Origin of the sequence: Basfia succiniciproducens (genome assembly GCF_011455875.1) — a bacterium.
GTDB lineage: Bacteria > Pseudomonadota > Gammaproteobacteria > Enterobacterales > Pasteurellaceae > Basfia > Basfia succiniciproducens.
Window position 1 is genome coordinate 973129 of the sequence record NZ_CP015031.1, and the last position, 21563, is coordinate 994691.

Sequence of the window (21563 nt, forward strand, 5' to 3'; positions counted from 1 at the left end):
GAGGGAATTCCCTCTTTACGAAAATCTGCAAGTGCGGTCAAAATTTTGAAAATTTCCACCGCACTTTTCTCATTCGACTACATCACTAGACGACGTAAATCGGATAATACACCATTAATATAACTAATAAAACGCGCACCGTCCGCACCGTCAATTACACGGTGGTCGAAAGATAACGATAACGGCAACATTAAGCGAGGCATGAACTCTTTGCCGTTCCATACCGGCGCCATTTCGGATTTAGATACGCCTAAAATCGCTACTTCCGGCGCATTTACAATCGGTGCGAAGTGGGTTGTACCCAAACCGCCGATACTTGAAATGGTAAAACAGCCGCCTTGCATATCCGATGCGGTTAATTTACCGTCACGGGCTTTTTTCGACACTTCCATTAATTCGCGGGAAAGTTCGATAATGCCTTTTTTGTTCACGTCTTTAAATACAGGCACCACTAAGCCGTTTGGCGTATCCACGGCAACACCGATGTTTACATATTTTTTCAATGTTAATCGTTGACCGTCTTCGGAAATCGAGCTGTTGAAACGCGGATAGGCTTCTAATGCTTTCGCCGCCGCTTTCATAATAAATACCACCGGAGTAATTTTCACACCCAGTTTTTGTTTTTCCGCTAACACATTTTGTTCTTTACGGAATGCTTCTAAATCGGTGATATCCGCACGATCAAAATGGGTAACATGAGGAATCATCACCCAGTTACGGTGTAAATTCGCGCCTGAAATTTTATTAATACGGGTTAATTCAATTTCTTCCACTTCACCGAATTTACTGAAATCAACTTTCGGCCATGGTAATAAACCTAAGCCGGCACCGCTTGCCGCACCGGTTGATGCAGTCGCACCGCTTTCAAGAGCTTTAAGCGCGTTTTTCACATATTCCTGAACGTCTTCTTTTAAGATACGACCTTTACGCCCCGTACCTTTTACTTTATCCAGATTTACGCCGAATTCACGGGCTAAACGACGAACAACCGGCGTTGCATGCGCATAGCTTGCGCTAGTCGCAATTGAATCCTGATTCACAGGAGCAAGAGATTGTGCCGGAGCCGCTTGTGGCGCAGGTGCCACTGGAGCCGATGCCGCTTGAGCCGGTGCCGCCGCTTGAACTGCAGGCGCGCTACCCGCCACGTCAAAACGCATAATCAATGAACCGGTAGAAACTTTGTCACCGGATTTCACTAAAATTTCTTTTACCACGCCGGCAAACGGCGCAGGTACTTCCATTGACGCTTTGTCGCCTTCCACCGTAATTAATGACTGTTCTTCCGCAACGCTGTCACCGACTTTAACCATAATCTCGGTAACATTCACTTCGTCACCGCCGATATCCGGTACATTTACATCCTGAACGGCACTTGCCGCCGGAGCCGCTTGAACAGTGGTCGCAGGTGTTTCAGCCGCAGGCGCACCACCGCCCGCTACTTCAAATTTCATGATAAGCGAACCGGTAGAAACCTTATCGCCTTCTTTGATTAAAATTTCTTTCACCACACCCGCTTGTGGTGCAGGCACTTCCATTGAGGCTTTATCGCCTTCAACATTGATAATTGATTGTTCTTCCGCAACGCTGTCGCCGACCTTAACCATAATCTCGGTAACATTTACTTCGTCGGAACCGATATCAGGCACATGAATTTCGATCACAGCGCTTGTAGTTGGTGCCGCCGCAGGCTCTACCGCCGCCGCTTGAGGTGCAGAGGCAGGTGCGGAATCCGCTGATTCTAAAACAAACATAGGTGAACCGGTTGTAACCTTGTCACCTACTTTCACTAAAATTTCTTTTACTACGCCCGCTTCCGGAGACGGCACTTCCATTGAGGCTTTGTCGCCTTCAACATTGATGATTGATTGTTCTTCTGTAACTGTATCACCAACTTTCACCATTACTTCGGTAACGGTAACTTCATCAGCACCAATATCTGGAATTTGAATTTGTTTTGACATATTTATCATCCTTCGTAAGGTGGGCATGTTTGCCCACCATAAAATTTGATGTGTCGATCAAATTAAAAATATGAGTTTTTTGACCGCACTTTGGTGGGCTTACAAGCCCACCCTACCATCTATAATTATGCGTATAACGGGTTAATACGATCTACATCTAAACCGAATTTCGCAATAGCATCGGCAACAACTTGTTTTTCCAGTTTGCCTTGTTTTGCTAATTCGTTTAATGCGGCAACCACGACATAATGCGCATCCACTTCAAAGTGTTCACGCAAGTTTTCACGGCTGTCCGAACGACCGAAACCGTCAGTACCCAACACGTGATAGCTTTGTGCGGGAATAAACGCACGAACCTGTTCCGCATAAAGTTTCATGTAGTCGGTTGCGGCAACCGCAGGTTTATCGCTCATTACTTGCGCAATATAAGGAACACGTTGTGTTTCTGTCGGATGTAATAAATTCCAACGAGCCACGTCGGCACCTTCACGCGCCACTTCAGTAAATGAAGGCACACTGAATACATCGGAAGCGATACCATAGTCATCGGCAAGAATTTGAGCCGCTTGACGAACGTGACGTAAAATCGCACCGGAACCCATCAATTGGATTGCCGCTTCGCCTTTACCTACGGTTTCGAATTTATAGATACCTTTGCGGATACCCTCTTCAACACCTGCAGGCATTGCCGGCTGATCATAAGTTTCGTTTAATGTGGTGATGTAATAGAACACGTCTTCTTGTTTTTCACCATACATACGGTTAATACCGTCCTGCATAATTACCGCAACTTCGAAAGCGAATGCCGGGTCATAAGATACGCAGTTAGGAATAACGCCGGCTTGAATATGGCTATGACCGTCCTCATGTTGTAAGCCTTCACCGTTTAAGGTAGTACGACCGGAAGTACCGCCGATCATGAAACCGCGCGCTAATTGGTCGCCCGCCGCCCACATCATATCGCCCACACGTTGGAAACCAAACATTGAGTAATAAATGAAGAATGGGATCATCGGTAAATTATTTACAGAGTAAGAGGTTGCCGCCGCTAACCAAGAAGCGGTCGCACCTAACTCATTGATACCTTCTTGCAATACCTGACCGTCTTTCGCTTCGCGATAGTAAGCCACTAATTCTTTATCCGAAGGTACATAGTTTTGACCGTGCGGATTATAGATACCCACTTGACGGAATAAACCTTCCATACCGAAAGTCCGAGCCTCGTCGGCAATGATCGGCACAATTTGTTTACCGATATCTTTATTTTTCAATAAGGTATTTAATACGCGAACAAACGCCATTGTGGTTGAAATCGCACGAGGTTGCTCTTCTAATAATTGAGAGAAATCTTCTAATGCGGGTACTTTAAACTCAGTCGTAAATTTAGGCAGACGAGCCGGTACATAACCGTTTAATGCGGCACGGCGTTCATGTAAATATTTGCTTTCTTCCGAATCCGGCGCAAAAGTAATATATTCATAATTATCAATTTGCTCATCAGTAAGCGGAAGATCAAAGTGGTTACGGAAGCTCTTAAGGCTTGCGTGAGACATTTTTTTAGTTTGGTGCGCAGTATTTTTACTTTCCGCTTCAGGAATTTTATAACCTTTTACCATTTGCGCTAAAATAACTACCGGTTTATCGGATTTTTTCGCGCGGGCAAGTGCGGCAAACATTTTTTCCGTATCATGACCGCCACGACGTAACGCCCAGATTTCATCATCAGTCATATCCGCAACTAATGCGGCGGTTTCAGGATAACGACCGAAGAAATGTTCACGAATATAAGCGCCGTTTTTTGATTTGAAGGTTAAATAATCACCGTCCACAACTTCCATCATTAACTTCGTTAATTTACCTGAAGTGTCTTTTGCAAATAACTTATCCCAGCCGGTCGCCCACATGACTTTAATTACTTCCCAACCGGCACCGAAGAATAAACCTTCTAATTCCTGAACAATTTTACCGTTACCGTTAACCGGACCGTCTAAACGTTGTAAGTTACAGCTGATAACGAAAATTAAGTTATCCAAACCTTCGCGAGCGGCTAAGGTTAACGCGCCTTTTGACTCGATTTCATCCATTTCGCCGTCGCCTAAGAATGCGTAAACGGTTTGATCCGTCGTATCTTTTAAGCCGCGGTTATTTAAATATTTTAAGAAACGCGCATTATAAATGGCATTAACAGGACCTAAACCCATAGATACTGTTGAAAATTGCCAGAAATCAGGCATTAATTTAGGATGCGGATAAGAAGAAAGCCCGTTAGCTTTCGCTTCCTGACGGAAATTATCCATTTGTTCCTGAGAGATGCGGCCTTCAACAAAAGCTCGAGCATAAATACCAGGCGCGGCATGGCCTTGGAAAAAGACTAGGTCACCACCATTTTTCTCGGTTGCGGCTTTAAAGAAATGATTGAAGCAAACTTCATAAATACTTGCCGCAGATTGATAAGTTGAAATATGACCGCCTAATTCGAGGTCTTTTTTCTGCGCACGTAAAACCATCATTAAAGCATTCCAGCGAATTGCTGAGCGGACACGACGTTCGATAGAAAGGTTACCAGGATACGGAGGTTGCTCTGAAGGCGGAATCGTATTCACATATTCTGTCGTCGCACCCGTTGGCAGAGCAACGGATTTGCTGCGAGCGTGTTGCATTAACTCTTCAATAATAAACTGAGCTCTTTCTACACCTTCTTCACGAATAATAGAATCGATCGCCAATAACCAATCACTGGTTTCGATTGGATCTACGTCATTAATCATTTGTGACATAGTCTTTTCCTTTTAAGTTAGTTAATAGTTATGTTTATTCACCTTCAATAACAACCCAAAGGCAAATCTAAACACGGCTTGGAGCTTGAGATAATTTTGACCTTATTTATATTAACCAAATAATTTAGATTAAACCATGTGCAAAAGGACAAAAAACTCAATTAAATTTTTAAAATGCATAGTCAAATTAAGACTTTACATTTTTTTAACAAATCAAGTAAATTTTATTAAATTTTTTGAGAAAAAGATAGCAAAAATTCTAAATTCTGCCGAAGAAATAATCATTTGTTACGAAAAAGTACGATCTAGATCAATTTTTAAAATTGAAATGTTACAAACATCTAAATCATTATTATTTTGTTAGTTGGAAGGCTTTTATTATCCGATAATTGCAGCACAACATTTGATTTGTTGTGATGCCAAGCATGCCGTGAAAATTTATATCACCGGAAAATAGAAAAAACAAAACCCGAGCAATGCCCGGGTTTTATCAGGAATATCTAACCTAAAGATTAGAAGAATACACGTAAACCTACACCGAATGTGTTGTCTTTTTCAGTTTCTGCATTTGCAAATTTAGTACGTGTATGTGCATATTCAATGTAAGGCACTACATTTTTATGTAATCTATAGTCGATACCAGCTGTATATTGATTTCGAATCGCTGCAGTATAATCGGCATCATCCGCTTTAGCATCTAAACGTTCCCATTGAACATATAAGCGTGATTCAGGGATAACACGATAACCTGCGTCTAATAAGATATAATTACCTTTAGCATCATCTACAATACCTGCCTCTCTCGCTAAGCTTACTTGACCTACTGTACCAAAGTAACCTGTTTCAAATTTAGTACGATAGTTAACATAACTTAAAGCTGCATCGAACGGACCATAGTTATATCCTGCGTGTAAACCCCATTGAGTTTTCTTCACGCCGGTTTCAGAACCGAAACCTTCATAACGGTCTTGGCTATATAATGCTTTTAAGTTGTAAGCATGTTCACCAATTGCATTGTGATAGAATAAAACCGCGGCATAACCATTTTTATAGTTACCATCATTTGTAACATCTAGTTTATCAGAATCACCGAATAGGTAATCTAAACCGAAGCTAAATCCGTTCCATTCCGCTGATTTGAATTTTACAGATTTATCGGAACGAGTTGTTAATGGGCTTAATGAAGCACTTGTATAATATGCGGCATCGTCTAAGAAGTCATCAGAGTTAGTATTTTGACGACCGAAGCTTAACGCACCGATATCTACATGTTTAATACCTGCATATAATTCACGAGTTGTCGGATCACCAAAATCACTGTCTGAACCTTTTTGTGCAGTTTTATACGCTTCTTCTTCGAAACGGATTTGATAGCCGGCAAATGCTGATAAGCCGTTACCTAAATCTTGGCTTGCTTTAACATAAACACGTGAACCGTCATTTTTTAAGTCGCCGCGGTTGTCATCGCCAACACGACCTAAAAACGCGCGGAATGAACCGCTTAATTCTACTTTAGCACCGTCTTGTTCATAAACGGTTGCTGCTGTTGCTGGAACTGCCATAGCTGCTGTTGTTGCCGCTACTGCTAATGCTACTAATGTCTTTTTCATAATTTAATTCCTTTTCAGAATTTGTTTATTATTCAGATTGAACTTTCTCGAAAATGAAAAGTCAAACCTTGCTCTCTAAGCGGTTAAGATCTTGCCAAAGAATATTTTATCCGTCAATAGCGTTTTTCTCATCAAATTACAAATTAGTGACCCAGATCACAGTTTTATGTGAAACTTTTCCAAATTTTGAAATACATTTATAATTCAAAAACTTATATATATCAACAAGATAAACTGCCGACTTATAGCATTTAGCTGAATCGTAAAAGCTGGACAAAAATCGTACAAAAAATACGCAAACGATTTCCTTTATTTTATTTATTTGCCCTGCTTGCATGGATTAATAAAATAACCTACTATATTTATCAACTATTTTATATTGTTATTTAAAGGACAAAAATGATGAAATCCGAGCTTATTTGCTATAAAAAATTGCCTGTTTGGAACAAAAATTCACTGCCGAAAATGTTTCAGGAAAAACACAATACCAAAGCAGGCACTTGGGGAAAATTAACGGTTTTACAAGGTAAATTAAAATTCTATACGCTGGATGAAGACGGCTCTATAGTAAACGAACATATTTTCTCCGCTAATACGGATACCCCTTTTGTTGAGCCGCAACAATGGCACAAAGTTGAAGCGCTTTCCGACGATTTAGAATGCTATTTGGAATTTTATTGCACAAAAGAAGATTATTTCGGCAAAAAATATAATATGACGGCAACCCACAGCGATGTACTGAAAACCGCTAAAATAATTACACCCTGTAAAGTGCTGGATTTAGGTTGCGGTCACGGACGAAATTCGCTTTATTTGGCACTGAAAGGCTATGATGTGACATCTTGGGATCATAATGCAGCCAGTATTGCCTTTTTAGCCGATACCGCCGCGAAAGAAAATCTGCAAATTCAGACCGCAGTTTACGATATAAACAATGCAAATATTCAAGAAAATTATGATTTTATTCTCTCTACGGTGGTATTTATGTTTTTAGACCGAGAAGCCGTACCAGCGATTATTGATAATATGCAAAAACACACGAATACGGGTGGTTATAATTTAATTGTTGCGGCGATGTCCACTGAGGAAGTGCCTTGCCCAATTCCTTTCGATTTTACTTTTGGCGAAAACGAATTGAAAAATTATTATCAGGGCTGGGAGTTTGTGGAATATAACGAAAACATAGGAGAATTACACAAAACCGATGAAAACGGCAATCATTATAAAATGAAGTTTGTGACCATGTTGGCGAAAAAAGTTAAATAATCGTTTGTGTCCCCCCCTCAGTCACTACGTGACAGCTCCCCCAGCTTCGTGGGGGAGCGATATTTTGCCTATTACAATAGCGCTAATGTCATTCAGTTCATTCCCTCCCCCGCAAAGTCGGGGGAGCGATATTTTGCCTATTCCGATAGCGCTAATGTCATTCAGCCCATTCCCTCCCCTGCAAAGTCGGGGGGTGGTGCCTGAAAGGCGGAGGGGGAAAAATTCCTACCCCCTCAGTCACTGCGTGACAGCTCCCCCAGCTTCGTGGGGGAGCGAAATGAAGGTTGTTTAGTTGAATTCTCCGGTCACAGCTCCCCCCATAAAGGGGGAGCAAAATGTGGATGTAATATCAGGTTATGCCTTGTGCCCTTTTTACCATCTTTGAAAAAACTTACAATAGGATAATTTCACAAAGAAGCCAGCCCATTTTTATTGAACAACTTTTCGTTCCCCCACGAAGCTGGGGGAGCTGTCACGCAGTGACTGAGGGGGGGGGGGGGAAATATGCAGTGACTGAGGAAAAAAAAAAACAGTAACCAAAGGAAAAACAAACTCGAAAATTAAAATTCGCCCGTTAACTCATACCAAATTTTATCTAACACACTATCTAATTCCCGTTTGATTTCATAATTGGTAAATCGAATAACTCTGAAGCCTTTTGATTTTAAATAAAAAGTTCGTTTCTCATCGTAAACTAATGCTGAAGGCTGGAAATGTTGTTCACCGTCAATTTCAATAATCAATTTGGCTTTATAACAAATAAAATCAACAACATAAGGTGCAATAACTGCCTGTTTTCTAAAATGAAAGCCGGCTAGTTGTTTCTTTCGTAAATGATACCAAAGGATTGATTCTTCTTCCGTGAGATTTTTCCTTAATTTTAGGGCAAATTCTTTTAATTCCATTGTTACTCCGATTTTAAGTTTGGAGTAATCAATGTAAAAAAAGATTGAGTTTATATACAATTCCTTTTAGAAAAATGGAACTCAGATCGCAAACAGTAAATTTACATCACCGAAACCGCTTTGATTTGTGCGTAAACCGATTGGCCGATTTGGAGCTGTAATTCTTCCGCCGCCCATGTGCTGACGCTTGCCCAGATTTCATCTTTACCTAAAGCTATTTTCACATCTACTTGGTTACCTTTCGGCAAAAGTGTAATGATTTTACCGGATAAAATATTGCGGATACTTGTTTTTTCGGGGACGGTTAGCATAATTGATACATCAGTGCTGCGAATACAAATTCTCACGGTTTTACCTTCGTCCCCGTTAAGTAGTTTCACCCATAATTGTTGTTCGCCAAGCAAAAGTGCGGTCATTTTATAGGAAAAATTATGGCTTAAAATCGGTAAAGAAAGCACCGCACTTTTCTGTCCTTGTTCTTGCCAAGGTTCGAATAACGGGCTTTGCCATAAATTTTCCAAGCTATCAAATGCCGCAACCTTTCCTTCATCCAATAGAACAACAAAATCCGCTAAGCGAAATAATTCGTCGAGACTGTGCGTTACGTAAAGAATCGGGATATTAATTTCCTGCGATAGTTTTTCCAGATAAGCAAGCAGTTCTCGTTTGCGGGGCAAATCCAAAGCGGACAGCGGTTCATCCATTAAAAGCATTTCCGGGTTGCTCAATAATGCCCGCCCGATTGCCACCCGCTGTTTTTCGCCGCCGGACAACGTGAGCGGATAACGCGCCAGCAAATGCTCAATACCTAATAACCGTACTATTCGGTTAAATTCCTGTTGGTTAAACCGCTTGATTCCGTAACATAAATTGCCTTTTACGCTGTAATGCGGAAATAAACGGGCGTCTTGAAAAACATAGCCGATATTGCGCTGATTAGGCGCAAGGCAGATGTTATTTGCGGTATCAATTAAAGTGCGGTCATTTAGACGAATATTTCCTTCGTCCGGATGAATCAAGCCGCTTACCAGATTAATTAATGAAGACTTACCGGAACCCGAAATCCCGAAAATACCGGTAATGCCTTGCCCGGGAATAGTTAATCGCGCATTAAGGACAAGCTGCCCCAGGCGTTTTTTTACATTAATTTCTAACATCAATTTGCCCCAATTTTGTTTGTGTACGTTTAGCGAGCCATTCGGATAATAATAAAGAAATTAACGAAATAAATATGGCGACAATACAAAGTCTTGCCGCCGAAGATTCCGCCCCCGGCGTTTCAATAAAGGAATACATGGCAAGCGGAATGGTTTGAGTAACATTAGGGATATTCGATACAAAAGTGATGGTTGAACCGAATTCGCCCAGCGAACGGGCAAAACCGAGAATCACGCCGGCTAATACGCCGGGCAATGCCAAAGGCAAAGTAACGGTAAAGAAAACACGCCATGAAGAGGCGCCAAGAGTACGGGCGGCTTGCTCTAATTTAAAATCGACACTTTCTAACGCCAACCGAATCGAGCGCACGACCAGGGGGAAAGCCACAATCGCCGAAGCTAATGCGGCGCCGTACCAACTGAAGCCAAAACTGAAATCGAACCATTGCAATAAATAGCGTCCGATAATGCCGTTGCGCCCCATGCTTATCAGCAGCAAATAACCGATTACCACAGGCGGCAGCACTAAAGGAAGATGGATAATACCGTTGACCAGCGATTTTCCCCAGAAATTCTTCCGCGCCAGCAACCAGGCGACAAAAATAGCAAAAGGCAAACTACAACAGATCGCAACCACGGCAACTTTAATGCTTAGCCGAATGGCATTAATTTCATTCGGTGAAAATTGAAAATAATTAATTAATGAGCTCAACATAAAAGATATTTTTATAAAATAAGCGGCGTTAAATTTACGCCGCATAATAAAGCCATTATCCGGATAAATCTATTTAGCTGAAAAACCAAATTTCTCAAATACGGTTTTCGCCTTGTCGGATTTCAGATAATTAAAAAATGCTTTGCTTTCCTGATTATCTTTATTTTTGACAATTACCGCAGGATATTCCACCGGCGGGTGAGATTCTGCCGGGAAAATCGCCACCACTTTCACTTTTTGGCTGATTGCCGCATCAGTGGCATACACCACGCCTAGAGGCGATTCGCCCTGTTCCACTAAACGCAAGGCATCACGCACATTTTTAGCCCGGGCTAATTTATTTTCCAGTGCCGCCCATTGATTTAAATAGGTAAACGCAGTTTTTGCATAAATTCCCGCCGGCACGTGATCGGGATCACCAACGGATAAATAGGTTTTATCTAATGCCGTTTGCCATTTGTCGTTAGTGAGATCAACTTTTTCTATTTTGCTTGTTTTGGGAGCAATCATAACTAATTTATTGCCCACTAAATCCACACGTGAATCTTTGACAATTTCATCTTTTTCCGCCAGAAAATCCATCCATTTCTGATCTGCGGAAATAAAAATATCTGCCGGCGCACCTTCCGTAATTTGGCGAGCCAGTACGGAAGACGAGGCAAAAGAAAACACAATGTCTTCATTAGGATTTACTTTTTTATAATCCGAGGCGACTTCTTCCAGAGCGTTGGTCATGGAGGCGGCGGCAAATACCGTAACTTTAGCTTCCGCAAATAAAGAAACGGCGCAACTTAACGTTAAGCCGATAAAGATATTTTTGATTTTAGACATGATTAACTCCTATGTGTTTTCGCTATTTATCCAATTATATAATGAACAAAAAAATAAAAGCTACATTAAAATTTCACTTTCTATTAAAATACCTAAAAAGGTTCAGTCAAACGGAATAAAATACGATGGATAACACAGAAATTCTGCTTACTATAAAATTACACCAACGATTATTTGTTGACCCGAAACGTATCCGTTTATTAAAAGAAATCGCCCATTGCGGCTCCATCAATCAAGCGGCAAAAAACGCCAAAGTAAGCTACAAAAGTGCCTGGGATCATCTGGAAGCCATGAACGCCATTAGCCCGAAGCCATTGCTGGAACGCAATATCGGCGGTAAAAACGGTGGTGGTACACAACTAACCAATTACGCCCGGCGCCTTTTGCAACTCTATGATTTGCTTGAAAAAACACAAGAAAAAGCCTTTCAGATTCTGCAGGATGAAAGCATTCCGTTAAATAATCCGCTTTCCGCCACCGCCCGGTTTTCATTACAAAGCAGCGCCCGTAACCAATTTTTCGGCAAGGTCACAAAGCTTGAACTTAAAAACGGCCACTGCATGGTGTCAATTCAAATTGAAGGATTAAACCGGCCTTTAGTGGCGTCAATTACCGAAAAAAGTGCGGTACGTTTGGGCTTAGTTCCGGGCAAAGAAGTGATGTTGATGATAAAAGCGCCTTGGATCAAAACCCAACTTGAAGAACCCGTCGATAAAGAAAACCAATTTTTAGCCGAAGTTCGATCCGTTTCCGATAAAGGCAGTGAAAAAGAAATTATTTTATCTATCGGCGAAAATCCGGAATTCTGCGCCACCATTGAAAAAACCGTCGATGTCGCTGTTAACCAAAAGCGTTGGTTATATATCGACCCCGAACAAATCGTATTGGCAAGCTTATAATTTTATGAGGAAAGAATGGGAATCTGGACAAAAGACTATACCTTAAGCGAATTAAACCAAATAGGTGAACACTGCTCTGTCGCCCATTTAGCTATTCGGATTTCGGCAATAGAAGAAAATTGGATTGAAGCCACCATGCCGGTAGATCAGCGCACCAAACAGCCTTTCGGCTTATTAAACGGCGGACTTTCCGTGGCATTGGCGGAAACCTTAGGATCTATTGCCGGTAATTTATGTCTGCAAGAAGGGCAAGCCGCAGTAGGCGCCGAAATTAATGCAAGCCATCTGCGCCCCGCTACTTCCGGGCTGGTAACGGCAAGAGCAACGCCGGTAAAATTAGGCAAAACATTGCAGGTATGGCAAATAGATATTCGTAACGAACAAAATAAAGTTTGTTGTACTTCCCGACTTACTCTTTCTGTGATTAATAAAAATGAAAAGTAGCAAAACCGGTATTTTACTGGCTAATTTAGGTACGCCCGATACGCCTTCGCCTAAAGCAATCAGCCGTTATTTAAAAGAATTTCTGAGTGATCCCCGCGTGGTGGATCTGCCCCGCTGGAAATGGCTGCCGTTGCTCAATGGGATTATTTTGCCGATCCGTTCCAGACGTATTGCGAAAAATTATGGTGCGATTTGGACGGAACAAGGCTCGCCCCTATTTGCTATTACGCAAAAGCAAAAGGCATTATTAACCGAATTTTTTCAGCAACGACAGCAAAATGTGATAATCGAGATCGGCATGACTTACGGGAATCCGTCAATGCAATATGCGATAGATAATTTAATTGAGCAAAAAGTAGATAAAATTATCGTTTTGCCGCTATACCCGCAATATAGTAGCACGACAACAGCACCGGTTTTTGATGTGTTTGCTCAAGCTTTAAAACGCCACCGCCATATTGTACCTTTTGAATTTATTCATTCTTATCATTTGGATGAAAATTATATTGAGGCCTTAGTCAAAAGTATAAAAGTGCGGTTAAAAAATGACGAATTTTTGCTTTTTTCTTTCCATGGCATTCCAAAACGTTATGAACAAGAAGGTGATTTTTATCGTCCGCAATGCGAACAAACCGCTCAAGCGGTGGTGCAAAAATTAGGGCTTAAGAAAGAGCAATGGCGGCTTTGTTTTCAATCCCGTTTCGGTTCCGAGCCATGGTTGCAACCTTATACGGATAAATTTTTAGAAACCGCGGCACAGCAAGGCATAACTAAACTTGCGGTAATTTGCCCCGGTTTTTCAGCGGATTGTCTGGAAACCCTTGAGGAAATTAAAGAAGAAAACAAACGGATTTTTCTCGCCCATGGAGGCGAAAGTTATCATTATATTCCGGCACTCAATGATTCGCCGGAACATATTGCCTGTTTGGGGAATTTGCTGTTAAAGCGAATGACAATCTGATAAAAGTGCGGTTAGAATTTAAAAAGTTTTTTCATTTGCCCCCTCAGTCACTACGTGACAGCTCCCCCAGCTTCGTGGGGGAGCGAAATTTTTGCCGTATTTTGATAACGCCAACGCCATTTCAGTCCATTTCCTCCCGCAACGTCGGGGGAGGTGCCTGAAAGGCAGAAGGGGGAATTTCTACCCCTGTAGTGGTAGACTAATTCCGCAGTCCTCAATAAGTGATAAAATAACATCACAAATGAGGAAATATTATGAGAAGAACATTTAGCGCAGAATATAAAGCTGAAGCAGTAAAATTAGTGACTGAACGAGGATATTCAGTTTCTCAAGCTTGCCGAGAGTTAGGTGTGGGTGAAACAGCACTTCGTCGCTGGATAAGTCAAGTTCAAGCGGAGCAACAAGGTTACGTTTTAGCTGGTTCAAAGCCAATTAGCCCAGAACAACAACGAATTCGAGAACTTGAAAATCGTATTAAAGAACTTGAAGAAGATAAGGCCATTTTAAAAAAGGCTACAGCGATTTTAATGTCACTCGAAAACAAAAATACCAAGTCATTACGACGTTAAAATCGCGAGGAATCAACCGGTTATGTGAGCTATTTAGCGTGTCTGAAAGTGCTTACTACGCCCATTTGCGCACAGCCAAAAAGCCAGCGAAACACACAGCTTTAGCCGTTGAAATCAAGGCAATTTTTGATGCAAGCCGAAGTTCAGCAGGCAAACGAACGATTCAATCGCATTTGAAAGAGAAAGGTATTTTTGTGGGGTTGTATTTAATTCGTAAGTTAATGAATAAGCAAGGATTATTTAGTAAGCAACCGCAAAAATGGCGCAATCCTAGTAAAGGAAACAGTCAAGTTTTTGAGAATATACTAAGTCGAGAATTTACGCCTGATAGCCAAACGACCGTGCTATGTGGTGACACGACCTATATAAAAATCAATGGGATATGGTGCTATTTAGCAGTGGTAATTAATTTATTAAATCGTCAAGTCGTCGGTTGGAAGCTAAGTCGCTATCATGATAGTGAGCTGGTTAAAGATGCACTGAATCATGCGATGCTGAATATTGAACGCACGGAGCGAATGTTGTTCCATTCAGACCAAGGTAGTATTTATGGCAGTGAAATCTTTACTGATTCAGTTAAGAAACATGGGCTTACACAAAGTATGAGCCGTCGTGGTAACTGTTGGGACAATGCGCCGGTGGAGCGTTGGTTTCGAAGTTTTAAATATGAATGGATGCTGAAAGGTGGTTATAGTGATTTTGAAAGTGCTGTAAATGATGTGAGAGAATATGTGATGTATTATAATCACATTCGCCCACATAGCTATAATCAAGGTCTATCTCCGATTTTAGCAAAAACAACTTATCGGAGACTGTTAAATTAGTTGACCACTACACCCCTCAGTCACTGCGTGACAGCTCCCCCAGCTTCATGGGGGAGCGATATTTTGCCTATTCCGATAGCGCTAATGCCATTCAGTCCGTTCCCTCCCCCGCAAAGTCGGGGGAGGTGCCTGAAAGGCGGAGGGGGAATTTCTACCCCCTCAGTCACTGCGTGACAGCTCCCCCAGCTTCGTGGGGGAGCGATATTTTGCCTATTCCGATAGCACTAACAGACTTATTCCACATACAACAAAGGAAAATAGCGATGAAATTTGAAACCCAATGTCTACACGCAGGTTACAGCCCTAAAAACGGTGAGCCGCGCGTCCAACCTATTGTGCAAAGTACCACTTATACTTATGACAGCGCCGAATCTATCGGTAAATTATTTGATTTGCAGGAAGCGGGCTTTTTCTATACCCGTTTGGCAAATCCGACTACCAATGCGGCGGAAGAAAAACTTGCCGCATTGGAGGGCGGTGTGGCGGCACTTTGTACCGCATCCGGACAAGCGGCAACTTTTTATGCGCTAATGAATTTAGTTGAATCCGGTGATCACTTCATCTCAACCACAAATATTTACGGCGGAACATATAATCTGTTCGCTCATACTTTCCGTAAAATGGGCGTTGAAGTCACCTTTGTTAATCAAGACGATAACTTGGACGAATTAAGAAAAGCGATTCGTCCGAATACAAAAGCGGTATTCGGCGAAACCATTTCGAACCCGACTTTACGGGTGCTGGATATTGAAAAATTTGCCGCGCTTGCACAGGCGGCAAATGCGCCTTTAATTATTGACAATACTTTTGCCACACCTTATTTCTGTCGCCCTTTTGAATATGGCGCCAATATCGTTGTGCATAGTACGTCGAAATATTTAGACGGTCATGCCGTTGCATTAGGCGGAGCGATTATAGACGGCGGTAATTTTAATTGGGAGCAAGAAAAATTCCGCCAATTCAGCCAACCGGACATCACTTATCACGGCTTGGTTTATACCCGGACTTTCGGCAAAGCGGCGTATGCGGTGAAAGCGCGTGTACAGCTTATGCGCGATCTGGGTGCGACACCGGCTCCGCAAAACAGTTTTTTACTTAATTTAGGCATGGAAACCTTACCGCTGCGTATGAAACAGCACTACGCCAATGCACAAGCGGTAGCGGAATGGTTGGAACGACATCCGATGGTTGAGCGCGTGAATTATCCCGGTTTGGCAAGCTCCAAAGATTATGAGCTCAAACAAAAATATATGCCGAACGGGCTTTGCGGCGTGCTTTCTTTCGAATTGAAAGGCGATAAACAAACGGCGATGAAATGGCTCGACTCATTACAAATTATTTCCCGTGAAGTGCACGTTGCCGATATTCGCAGCTGCGCATTGCACCCGGCAACTTCGACCCACCGCCAATTGAGCGATGAAGAAATGCGAGCCGCCAATATCACCCCGGGATTTATCCGTTTATCAATCGGCATTGAAAATCCGGAAGATTTATTAGCCGATTTACAAAATGCATTTGATCAAATTAAATAACAGAGAGGATATTATGGCAATCAGCAAACAAGACGTACTTGAAGCGTTTAAATTTCGTTCCGCCTGCCGCTACTACGACCCTGCGAAAAAAATCAGCAAAGAAGACATGGACTATATTTTAGAATTAGCCCGCTTGTCGCCAAGTTCCGTCGGTTCCGAACCTTGGAAATTCGTGGTACTGCAAAATCCGGTTATTCGTGAAAAAATCAAACCGGTAACCTGGGGCATTAAACATCCGATGGATGAAATGAGCCATTTAGTGGTTATTCTCGCCAAGAAAAACGCCCGTTACGATTCCGATTTTTCCGTACGTCCTTGGAAAAACGCGGTTTAACGCCGGAGCAAATGGAAGCTACCCTTGCCCGCTATAAATCCTTCCAAACCGATGACATAAAGGTACTCGAAAGTGACCGCGCTTTATTTGATTGGTGCAGCAAACAAACCTATATCGCGTTAGCCAATATGATGACCGGTGCGGCGATGATCGGCATTGATTCCTGCCCGATTGAAGGCTTTAATTATGCGGAAGTAAACCGTATTTTAGCGGAAGAAGGCTTATTTGATGCCGATGAATACGGCGTGTCTTGCATGGTGACATTCGGTTACCGCGCCAAAGAAATTACGAAAAAATATCGTAAACCGGCGGAAGATGTGATTGAGTGGATTGAATAATCTATAAAGTGCGGTGAAAATTTTTAAAATTTTGACCGCACTTTTTTCCGGATCCGATTACAGCAACAATGCCGAACCCCATTTGATAATATCAAAGAAGAATTTGTTGTCTTCCGTGCCTACTTTGTTCGCATTGGATGTTCCGCCCGTAGTATTCGTATCCTCAACCATGGCTGAAATACGCTGACCTTTCACCACCGCCAGATCTTCGCGGGCTTTAATTCTTAAGGTATTGCATTGGGCTGTAGTTAGTTCGTCAAGCTTTGGTAACTCATCACTTTGTTTAAATTTTTTAAACTGATAAGTGGCGTAATCCATAGATTGTTGATCCGCCTCAATAATCTTTACCGCATCACTGCCAATTACATCTTCTAACGGATAGAAAAACACATATTGCGAATAAATATAGGAATCTTCTTTGGCAAAATGCTCTTGCTGAATACGGGTCAGATTCGGATAAATGCAACTTTCCGCCCGCTTGCCTAATGCAACCCATTGTTTTGCATCTTTATCGGATAATTGGTAATCCGCACCGGCAAATTGAGCGGGAATCGGTGCCTGTTCGGCGGCGCAGCCGGCCAACAACAATGCGACACCTGATAAAAAAACTTTATTTAACATATTATTCCTTATTAAAGGGCTGAAAAATCAATAAAGTGCGGTGAAAATTTTTAAAATTTCCACCGCACTTTTTTATAGGCTATTTTAATACGGTTTTTAATGCAGCGCCAATATCCGCAAGACTTTTCACACAAATAACGCCGGCGGACTGAAGAGCGGCGATTTTATCATCGGCAGTACCTTTGCCACCACTGATGATCGCCCCCGCGTGTCCCATGCGTTTACCTTTTGGCGCGGTAATGCCCGCAATATAGCTGACGACCGGTTTGGTCACGTGCGCTTTAATAAATTCCGCCGCTTCTTCTTCGGCTGAACCGCCGATTTCGCCAATCATGACAATCGCTTCGGTTTTCGGGTCTGCCTGATATAATTTTAAAATATCAATAAAATTAGAACCTGGAATCGGATCGCCGCCGATACCTACGCAAGCGGATTGACCAAAACCTTCATCGGTGGTTTGTTTTACCGCTTCGTAGGTCAGCGTACCGGAACGGGATACAATGCCGATACGTCCTTTTTTATGGATGTAACCGGGCATAATGCCGATTTTACATTCATCCGGCACAATAATGCCCGGACAGTTAGGCCCGATCATCACTACACCGCTTTCATCTAATTTTTGTTTCACTTGTAGCATATCCAAAGTCGGGATGCCCTCGGTGATACAAACAATGAGTTTCAAGCCTGCGGCAATAGCTTCTAAAATGGCATCTTTACAAAACGGCGCAGGCACATAAATGACGGTGGCTGTCGCCCCCGTTTGCTCTACCGCTTCTTTAACCGTATTAAATACGGGCAAACCCAAATGGATGCTGCCGCCTTTTCCCGGTGATACGCCACCGACTAATTTTGTACCGTATGCTAAGGCTTGTTCGCTGTGAAAGGTACCTTGTCCGCCGGTGAATCCCTGGCAAATTACTTTTGTTTCTTTATTAATTAAAATCGCCATTTTATTTTCCCTCTGCCGCGTTTACCACTTGTACCGCGGCATCCGTTAAACTGGTTGCGGCGATAATATTCAAACCGCTTTGCGCTAAAATTTCACGGCCTAACGGCGCATTATTTCCCTCTAAACGGACGACTACCGGCACGCTTACGCCGACTTCATTAACCGCCGCCACAATGCCTTCCGCGATAAGATCGCAACGAACAATGCCACCGAAGATATTGACTAAAATGGCTTTAACAGATTGGTCGGAAAGGATTATTTTAAAAGCTTCCGCTACCCGCTCTTTTGTGGTGCCGCCGCCCACATCAAGGAAGTTAGCCGGCTGTCCGCCGTGCAACTTCACAATATCCATGGTGCCCATGGCAAGCCCGGCGCCGTTAACCATACAGCCGATATTACCTTCAAGCGCCACGTAATTTAAATGCCATTGTTCGGCAGCCGCTTCTCTGGCGTCTTCCTGACTCGGATCACGCATTGCGTTCAGTTCCGGCTGGCGGTATAGGGCGTTGCCGTCCACCACGATTTTGGCATCTAAACAATGTAATTGATCATTGTCTAAAATAACCAACGGATTGATTTCCAACAGAGAAAGATCTTTTTCCACAAACATTTTGCCCAGTTGGCAGAAAATTTGTGCAAATTGCTGAATTTGTTTACCCTGTAAGCCAAGTTTGAAAGCAAGTTCGCGACCTTGATAAGGCATGGCGCCGACTAAAGGGTCAATGGGCATTTTATGTAACAAATGCGGTGTTTTTTCCGCCACTTCTTCTATATTCACGCCGCCTTCGGTAGAAACCATAAACACAATGCGCTGCGAACTGCGATCTAATACTGCACCCAAATAGAGTTCTTTTTTCACATTCGCGCAAGCTTCCATATAAATGGCATTAACAGGTTGCCCTTTTGCATCGGTTTGAAAGGTTACCAAGCGTTGACCTAAAAACTTCTCAAAAAACGACCGCACGTCTTCTTCGGATTTTACCAGTTTCACGCCGCCCGCTTTGCCTCGTCCGCCGGCATGAACCTGACATTTTGCCACCCATTGCCCGCCGCCTAATTTTTTAACGGCTTGAATTGCCTCCGCTAGGCTTTGACAGGCATACCCCTCACTTACCGGTAAACCATATTGCGCAAAAATCTGTTTTGCCTGGTATTCGTGTAAATTCATTTAACTTCCTTCTTAAATCATTAGGGTCTGTTTATCTTTTATAAACGGCTGCGACGAAGTTTATTTTTCGTCAAATCAAGGCGAAAAACGTGCCGTTTAGTCATTCTAAACAAACGATTTTCAACGCAGAGTTGGCGAAAAGTAAGCTCGTCCTTTCGGCCTGTACCTAAAATAGCCACATGCGTCGTTGTAAAAATTGTTAATAGGGCAAGTGCTATTCACGGCGTTTTACGCCTAGCCCGTGGCTATTTTAGGCACAACGCAACCGGTTATAAAAGATAAACAGACCCTATTTCATTTTATTCTACACATAAAATAGAAAATTAAAACGTTAGAACTGAATTATCTCGGTGAAATATTTTTATTGTTCAAAAAATAGATTATTTTTTGAAAATTGTCGGGGTTGAAAAGGTTCCAAAAGAAAAAGCTATCTATTATAGATAGCTTTTTCAGCATAAAAGTGCGGTCGATTTTTGCTAAATTTCTAACAATAATCTGGTCGGATCCTCTAAAAGCTCTTTGACCGTAACTAAAAAACCGACGGAATCTTTGCCGTCAATAAGACGGTGGTCGTAAGACAATGCTAAATACATCATCGGGCGAATCGCTACCTGTCCGTCAATAGCCACCGGGCGGTCTTTAATGGCGTGCATACCTAAAATAGCCGCTTGCGGCGGGTTAATGATCGGCGTAGACATTAATGAACCGAATACGCCGCCGTTTGTAATGGTAAAGTTACCGCCGGTTAAATCATCCACCGTTAATTTACCGTCACGGCCTTTTTCCGCCAGCGCTTTAATTTGGCGTTCGATTTCAGCCATGCTCAATTTATCGCAATTACGGATAACCGGCGTAACCAAACCGCGCGGGGTGGAAACGGCGATGCTGATATCAAAATAATTGTGATAAACAATGTCGTCACCATCAATAGATGCATTGATTACCGGATAACGCTTCAATGCTTCCACAACCGCTTTCACATAAAAGGACATAAAACCTAATCGGGTGTCATGCTGCTTTTCAAATTTTTCAGCATATTTTTTGCGTAACTGCATAATAGGTTGCATATCCACTTCGTTGAAAGTGGTTAACATTGCAGTACTGTTTTTCACTTCCAGCAAACGCTCCGCCACCCGTTTACGCAAGCGGGTCATCGGCACGCGTTTTTCCGTGCGAACGGCTGCCGGCGACGAAATTACGGTATTTTCCACCGCACTTTTCGCGGCAACCGATGCGGCTTTTTGTGCGATCACCGCTTCCACATCTTCACGGGTAATGCGACCGCTCACCCCACTGCCTTTAATTTCATTAACATTTAAATCATGCTCGGCAATTAAGCGGCGAGCGGCAGGCCCTAGGGTATCGACAGAGGACGCAACGGCTGAATCCTCAATTTGCGGCGCCACCGTCGGTGTTTCCGCCCGTACGGTTACTTCGCCTACCGGAAGCAATGCCACCTTGCCTAATAATTGTTTGCTTACAACCGTTGCCCCTTCGGGCTCTATGATAGATTCGATAATACCGTCATTTAGCGCCGGTACTTCCAGTACAACTTTATCCGTTTCAATTTCAACCAATACTTCGTCGCGCCGTACTTTATCGCCAACCGCTTTATGCCATTTTACAACGGTTGCATCCGCCACGGATTCCGGTAAATCAGGGGTGATAATATCAAAGTTACTCATTTTATATTCCTTTCATT

The 21563-nt window shown here is 42.6% G+C and carries 18 protein-coding genes and 1 pseudogene; 8 read left to right on the forward strand and 11 right to left on the reverse strand.

The annotated features are described in order from the left end of the window. Positions 1 to 77: 77 nt before the first annotated feature. The 3 genes from aceF to A4G13_RS04315 all read right to left on the reverse strand — a co-directional run bounded on the left by aceF (position 78) and on the right by A4G13_RS04315 (position 6348). Positions 78 to 1961: a pyruvate dehydrogenase complex dihydrolipoyllysine-residue acetyltransferase gene (gene aceF, locus A4G13_RS04305; RefSeq protein ID WP_090653933.1), complete on the reverse strand. Its 1884-nt coding sequence runs from the start codon at positions 1959 to 1961 to the stop codon at positions 78 to 80. 125 nt (positions 1962 to 2086) lie between these two features. Next, positions 2087 to 4738 (reverse strand): pyruvate dehydrogenase (acetyl-transferring), homodimeric type, encoded by a 2652-nt coding sequence (aceE, locus tag A4G13_RS04310; RefSeq protein WP_090653935.1) that lies wholly within the window; start codon positions 4736 to 4738, stop codon positions 2087 to 2089. Positions 4739 to 5250: 512 nt separating this feature from the next. Next, positions 5251 to 6348 carry a porin gene (locus A4G13_RS04315; RefSeq protein ID WP_090653937.1) on the reverse strand — a complete coding sequence of 366 codons (1098 nt, stop codon included), beginning with the start codon at positions 6346 to 6348 and terminating at the stop codon, positions 5251 to 5253. Between the two features lie 402 nt (positions 6349 to 6750). Here A4G13_RS04315 and tehB point away from each other — a divergent pair, with 402 nt between their 5' ends. Next, entirely contained in the window at positions 6751 to 7614 is an 864-nt protein-coding gene (tehB, locus tag A4G13_RS04320) for an SAM-dependent methyltransferase TehB (RefSeq protein ID WP_090653939.1), read from the forward strand. Between the two features lie 560 nt (positions 7615 to 8174). Here the strand turns inward: tehB and A4G13_RS04325 are convergent. The 4 genes from A4G13_RS04325 to modA all read right to left on the reverse strand — a co-directional run bounded on the left by A4G13_RS04325 (position 8175) and on the right by modA (position 11222). After that, complete coding sequence (locus tag A4G13_RS04325; RefSeq protein ID WP_243739744.1) at positions 8175 to 8519, reverse strand: endonuclease domain-containing protein; 345 nt, start codon at positions 8517 to 8519, stop codon at positions 8175 to 8177. Positions 8520 to 8620: 101 nt separating this feature from the next. Then, on the reverse strand, positions 8621 to 9676 hold the full coding sequence (modC, locus tag A4G13_RS04330) for a molybdenum ABC transporter ATP-binding protein ModC (protein WP_090653943.1): 1056 nt from the start codon (positions 9674 to 9676) through the stop codon (positions 8621 to 8623). Then, on the reverse strand, positions 9663 to 10391 hold the full coding sequence (gene modB / locus A4G13_RS04335) for a molybdate ABC transporter permease subunit (protein WP_090653978.1): 729 nt from the start codon (positions 10389 to 10391) through the stop codon (positions 9663 to 9665). Before modB ends, modC begins: the two co-directional genes overlap by 14 nt. Positions 10392 to 10460: 69 nt before the next feature. Then, on the reverse strand, positions 10461 to 11222 hold the full coding sequence (gene modA, locus A4G13_RS04340) for a molybdate ABC transporter substrate-binding protein (protein ID WP_090653946.1): 762 nt from the start codon (positions 11220 to 11222) through the stop codon (positions 10461 to 10463). Between the two features lie 125 nt (positions 11223 to 11347). Here modA and A4G13_RS04345 point away from each other — a divergent pair, with 125 nt between their 5' ends. The 7 genes and pseudogenes from A4G13_RS04345 to A4G13_RS04375 all read left to right on the forward strand — a co-directional run bounded on the left by A4G13_RS04345 (position 11348) and on the right by A4G13_RS04375 (position 17123). Beyond that, positions 11348 to 12121 carry a TOBE domain-containing protein gene (locus tag A4G13_RS04345; RefSeq protein ID WP_090653948.1) on the forward strand — a complete coding sequence of 258 codons (774 nt, stop codon included), beginning with the start codon at positions 11348 to 11350 and terminating at the stop codon, positions 12119 to 12121. 15 nt (positions 12122 to 12136) lie between these two features. After that, on the forward strand, positions 12137 to 12565 hold the full coding sequence (locus A4G13_RS04350) for a hotdog fold thioesterase (RefSeq protein WP_011200519.1): 429 nt from the start codon (positions 12137 to 12139) through the stop codon (positions 12563 to 12565). Further along, the gene (gene hemH / locus A4G13_RS04355; protein ID WP_090653950.1) at positions 12555 to 13526 is read left to right on the forward strand and encodes a ferrochelatase; all 972 of its coding nucleotides are present in this window, start codon (positions 12555 to 12557) and stop codon (positions 13524 to 13526) included. Before A4G13_RS04350 ends, hemH begins: the two co-directional genes overlap by 11 nt. A gap of 254 nt (positions 13527 to 13780) precedes the next feature. After that, the gene (locus A4G13_RS04360) at positions 13781 to 14095 is read left to right on the forward strand and encodes a transposase (protein WP_165898014.1); all 315 of its coding nucleotides are present in this window, start codon (positions 13781 to 13783) and stop codon (positions 14093 to 14095) included. A gap of 11 nt (positions 14096 to 14106) precedes the next feature. Then, positions 14107 to 14919, forward strand: coding sequence for an IS3 family transposase (locus tag A4G13_RS04365; protein ID WP_243739756.1), 813 nt, complete (start codon positions 14107 to 14109; stop codon positions 14917 to 14919). A gap of 263 nt (positions 14920 to 15182) precedes the next feature. Then, on the forward strand, positions 15183 to 16451 hold the full coding sequence (locus A4G13_RS04370; protein ID WP_090656434.1) for an O-acetylhomoserine aminocarboxypropyltransferase/cysteine synthase family protein: 1269 nt from the start codon (positions 15183 to 15185) through the stop codon (positions 16449 to 16451). Positions 16452 to 16461: 10 nt separating this feature from the next. Continuing rightward, positions 16462 to 17123, forward strand: a pseudogene (locus A4G13_RS04375) (NAD(P)H-dependent oxidoreductase). Positions 17124 to 17180: 57 nt separating this feature from the next. On the opposite strand, the gene A4G13_RS04380 reads toward A4G13_RS04375, so the two are convergent. From A4G13_RS04380 to odhB, 4 genes are all read right to left on the reverse strand, one after another. After that, positions 17181 to 17744 carry a DUF5358 domain-containing protein gene (locus tag A4G13_RS04380; protein ID WP_011200524.1) on the reverse strand — a complete coding sequence of 188 codons (564 nt, stop codon included), beginning with the start codon at positions 17742 to 17744 and terminating at the stop codon, positions 17181 to 17183. 79 nt (positions 17745 to 17823) lie between these two features. Further along, positions 17824 to 18693, reverse strand: a complete 870-nt coding sequence (sucD, locus tag A4G13_RS04385; protein WP_090656431.1) for a succinate--CoA ligase subunit alpha — start codon at positions 18691 to 18693, stop codon at positions 17824 to 17826. A 1-nt stretch (position 18694) separates the two neighbouring features. Beyond that, a complete protein-coding gene (sucC, locus tag A4G13_RS04390; protein WP_090656429.1) occupies positions 18695 to 19861 on the reverse strand; it encodes an ADP-forming succinate--CoA ligase subunit beta in 1167 nt (388 codons plus the stop codon). 476 nt (positions 19862 to 20337) lie between these two features. After that, the gene (gene odhB / locus A4G13_RS04395; protein ID WP_090656426.1) at positions 20338 to 21546 is read right to left on the reverse strand and encodes a 2-oxoglutarate dehydrogenase complex dihydrolipoyllysine-residue succinyltransferase; all 1209 of its coding nucleotides are present in this window, start codon (positions 21544 to 21546) and stop codon (positions 20338 to 20340) included. Positions 21547 to 21563 lie beyond the last annotated feature (17 nt).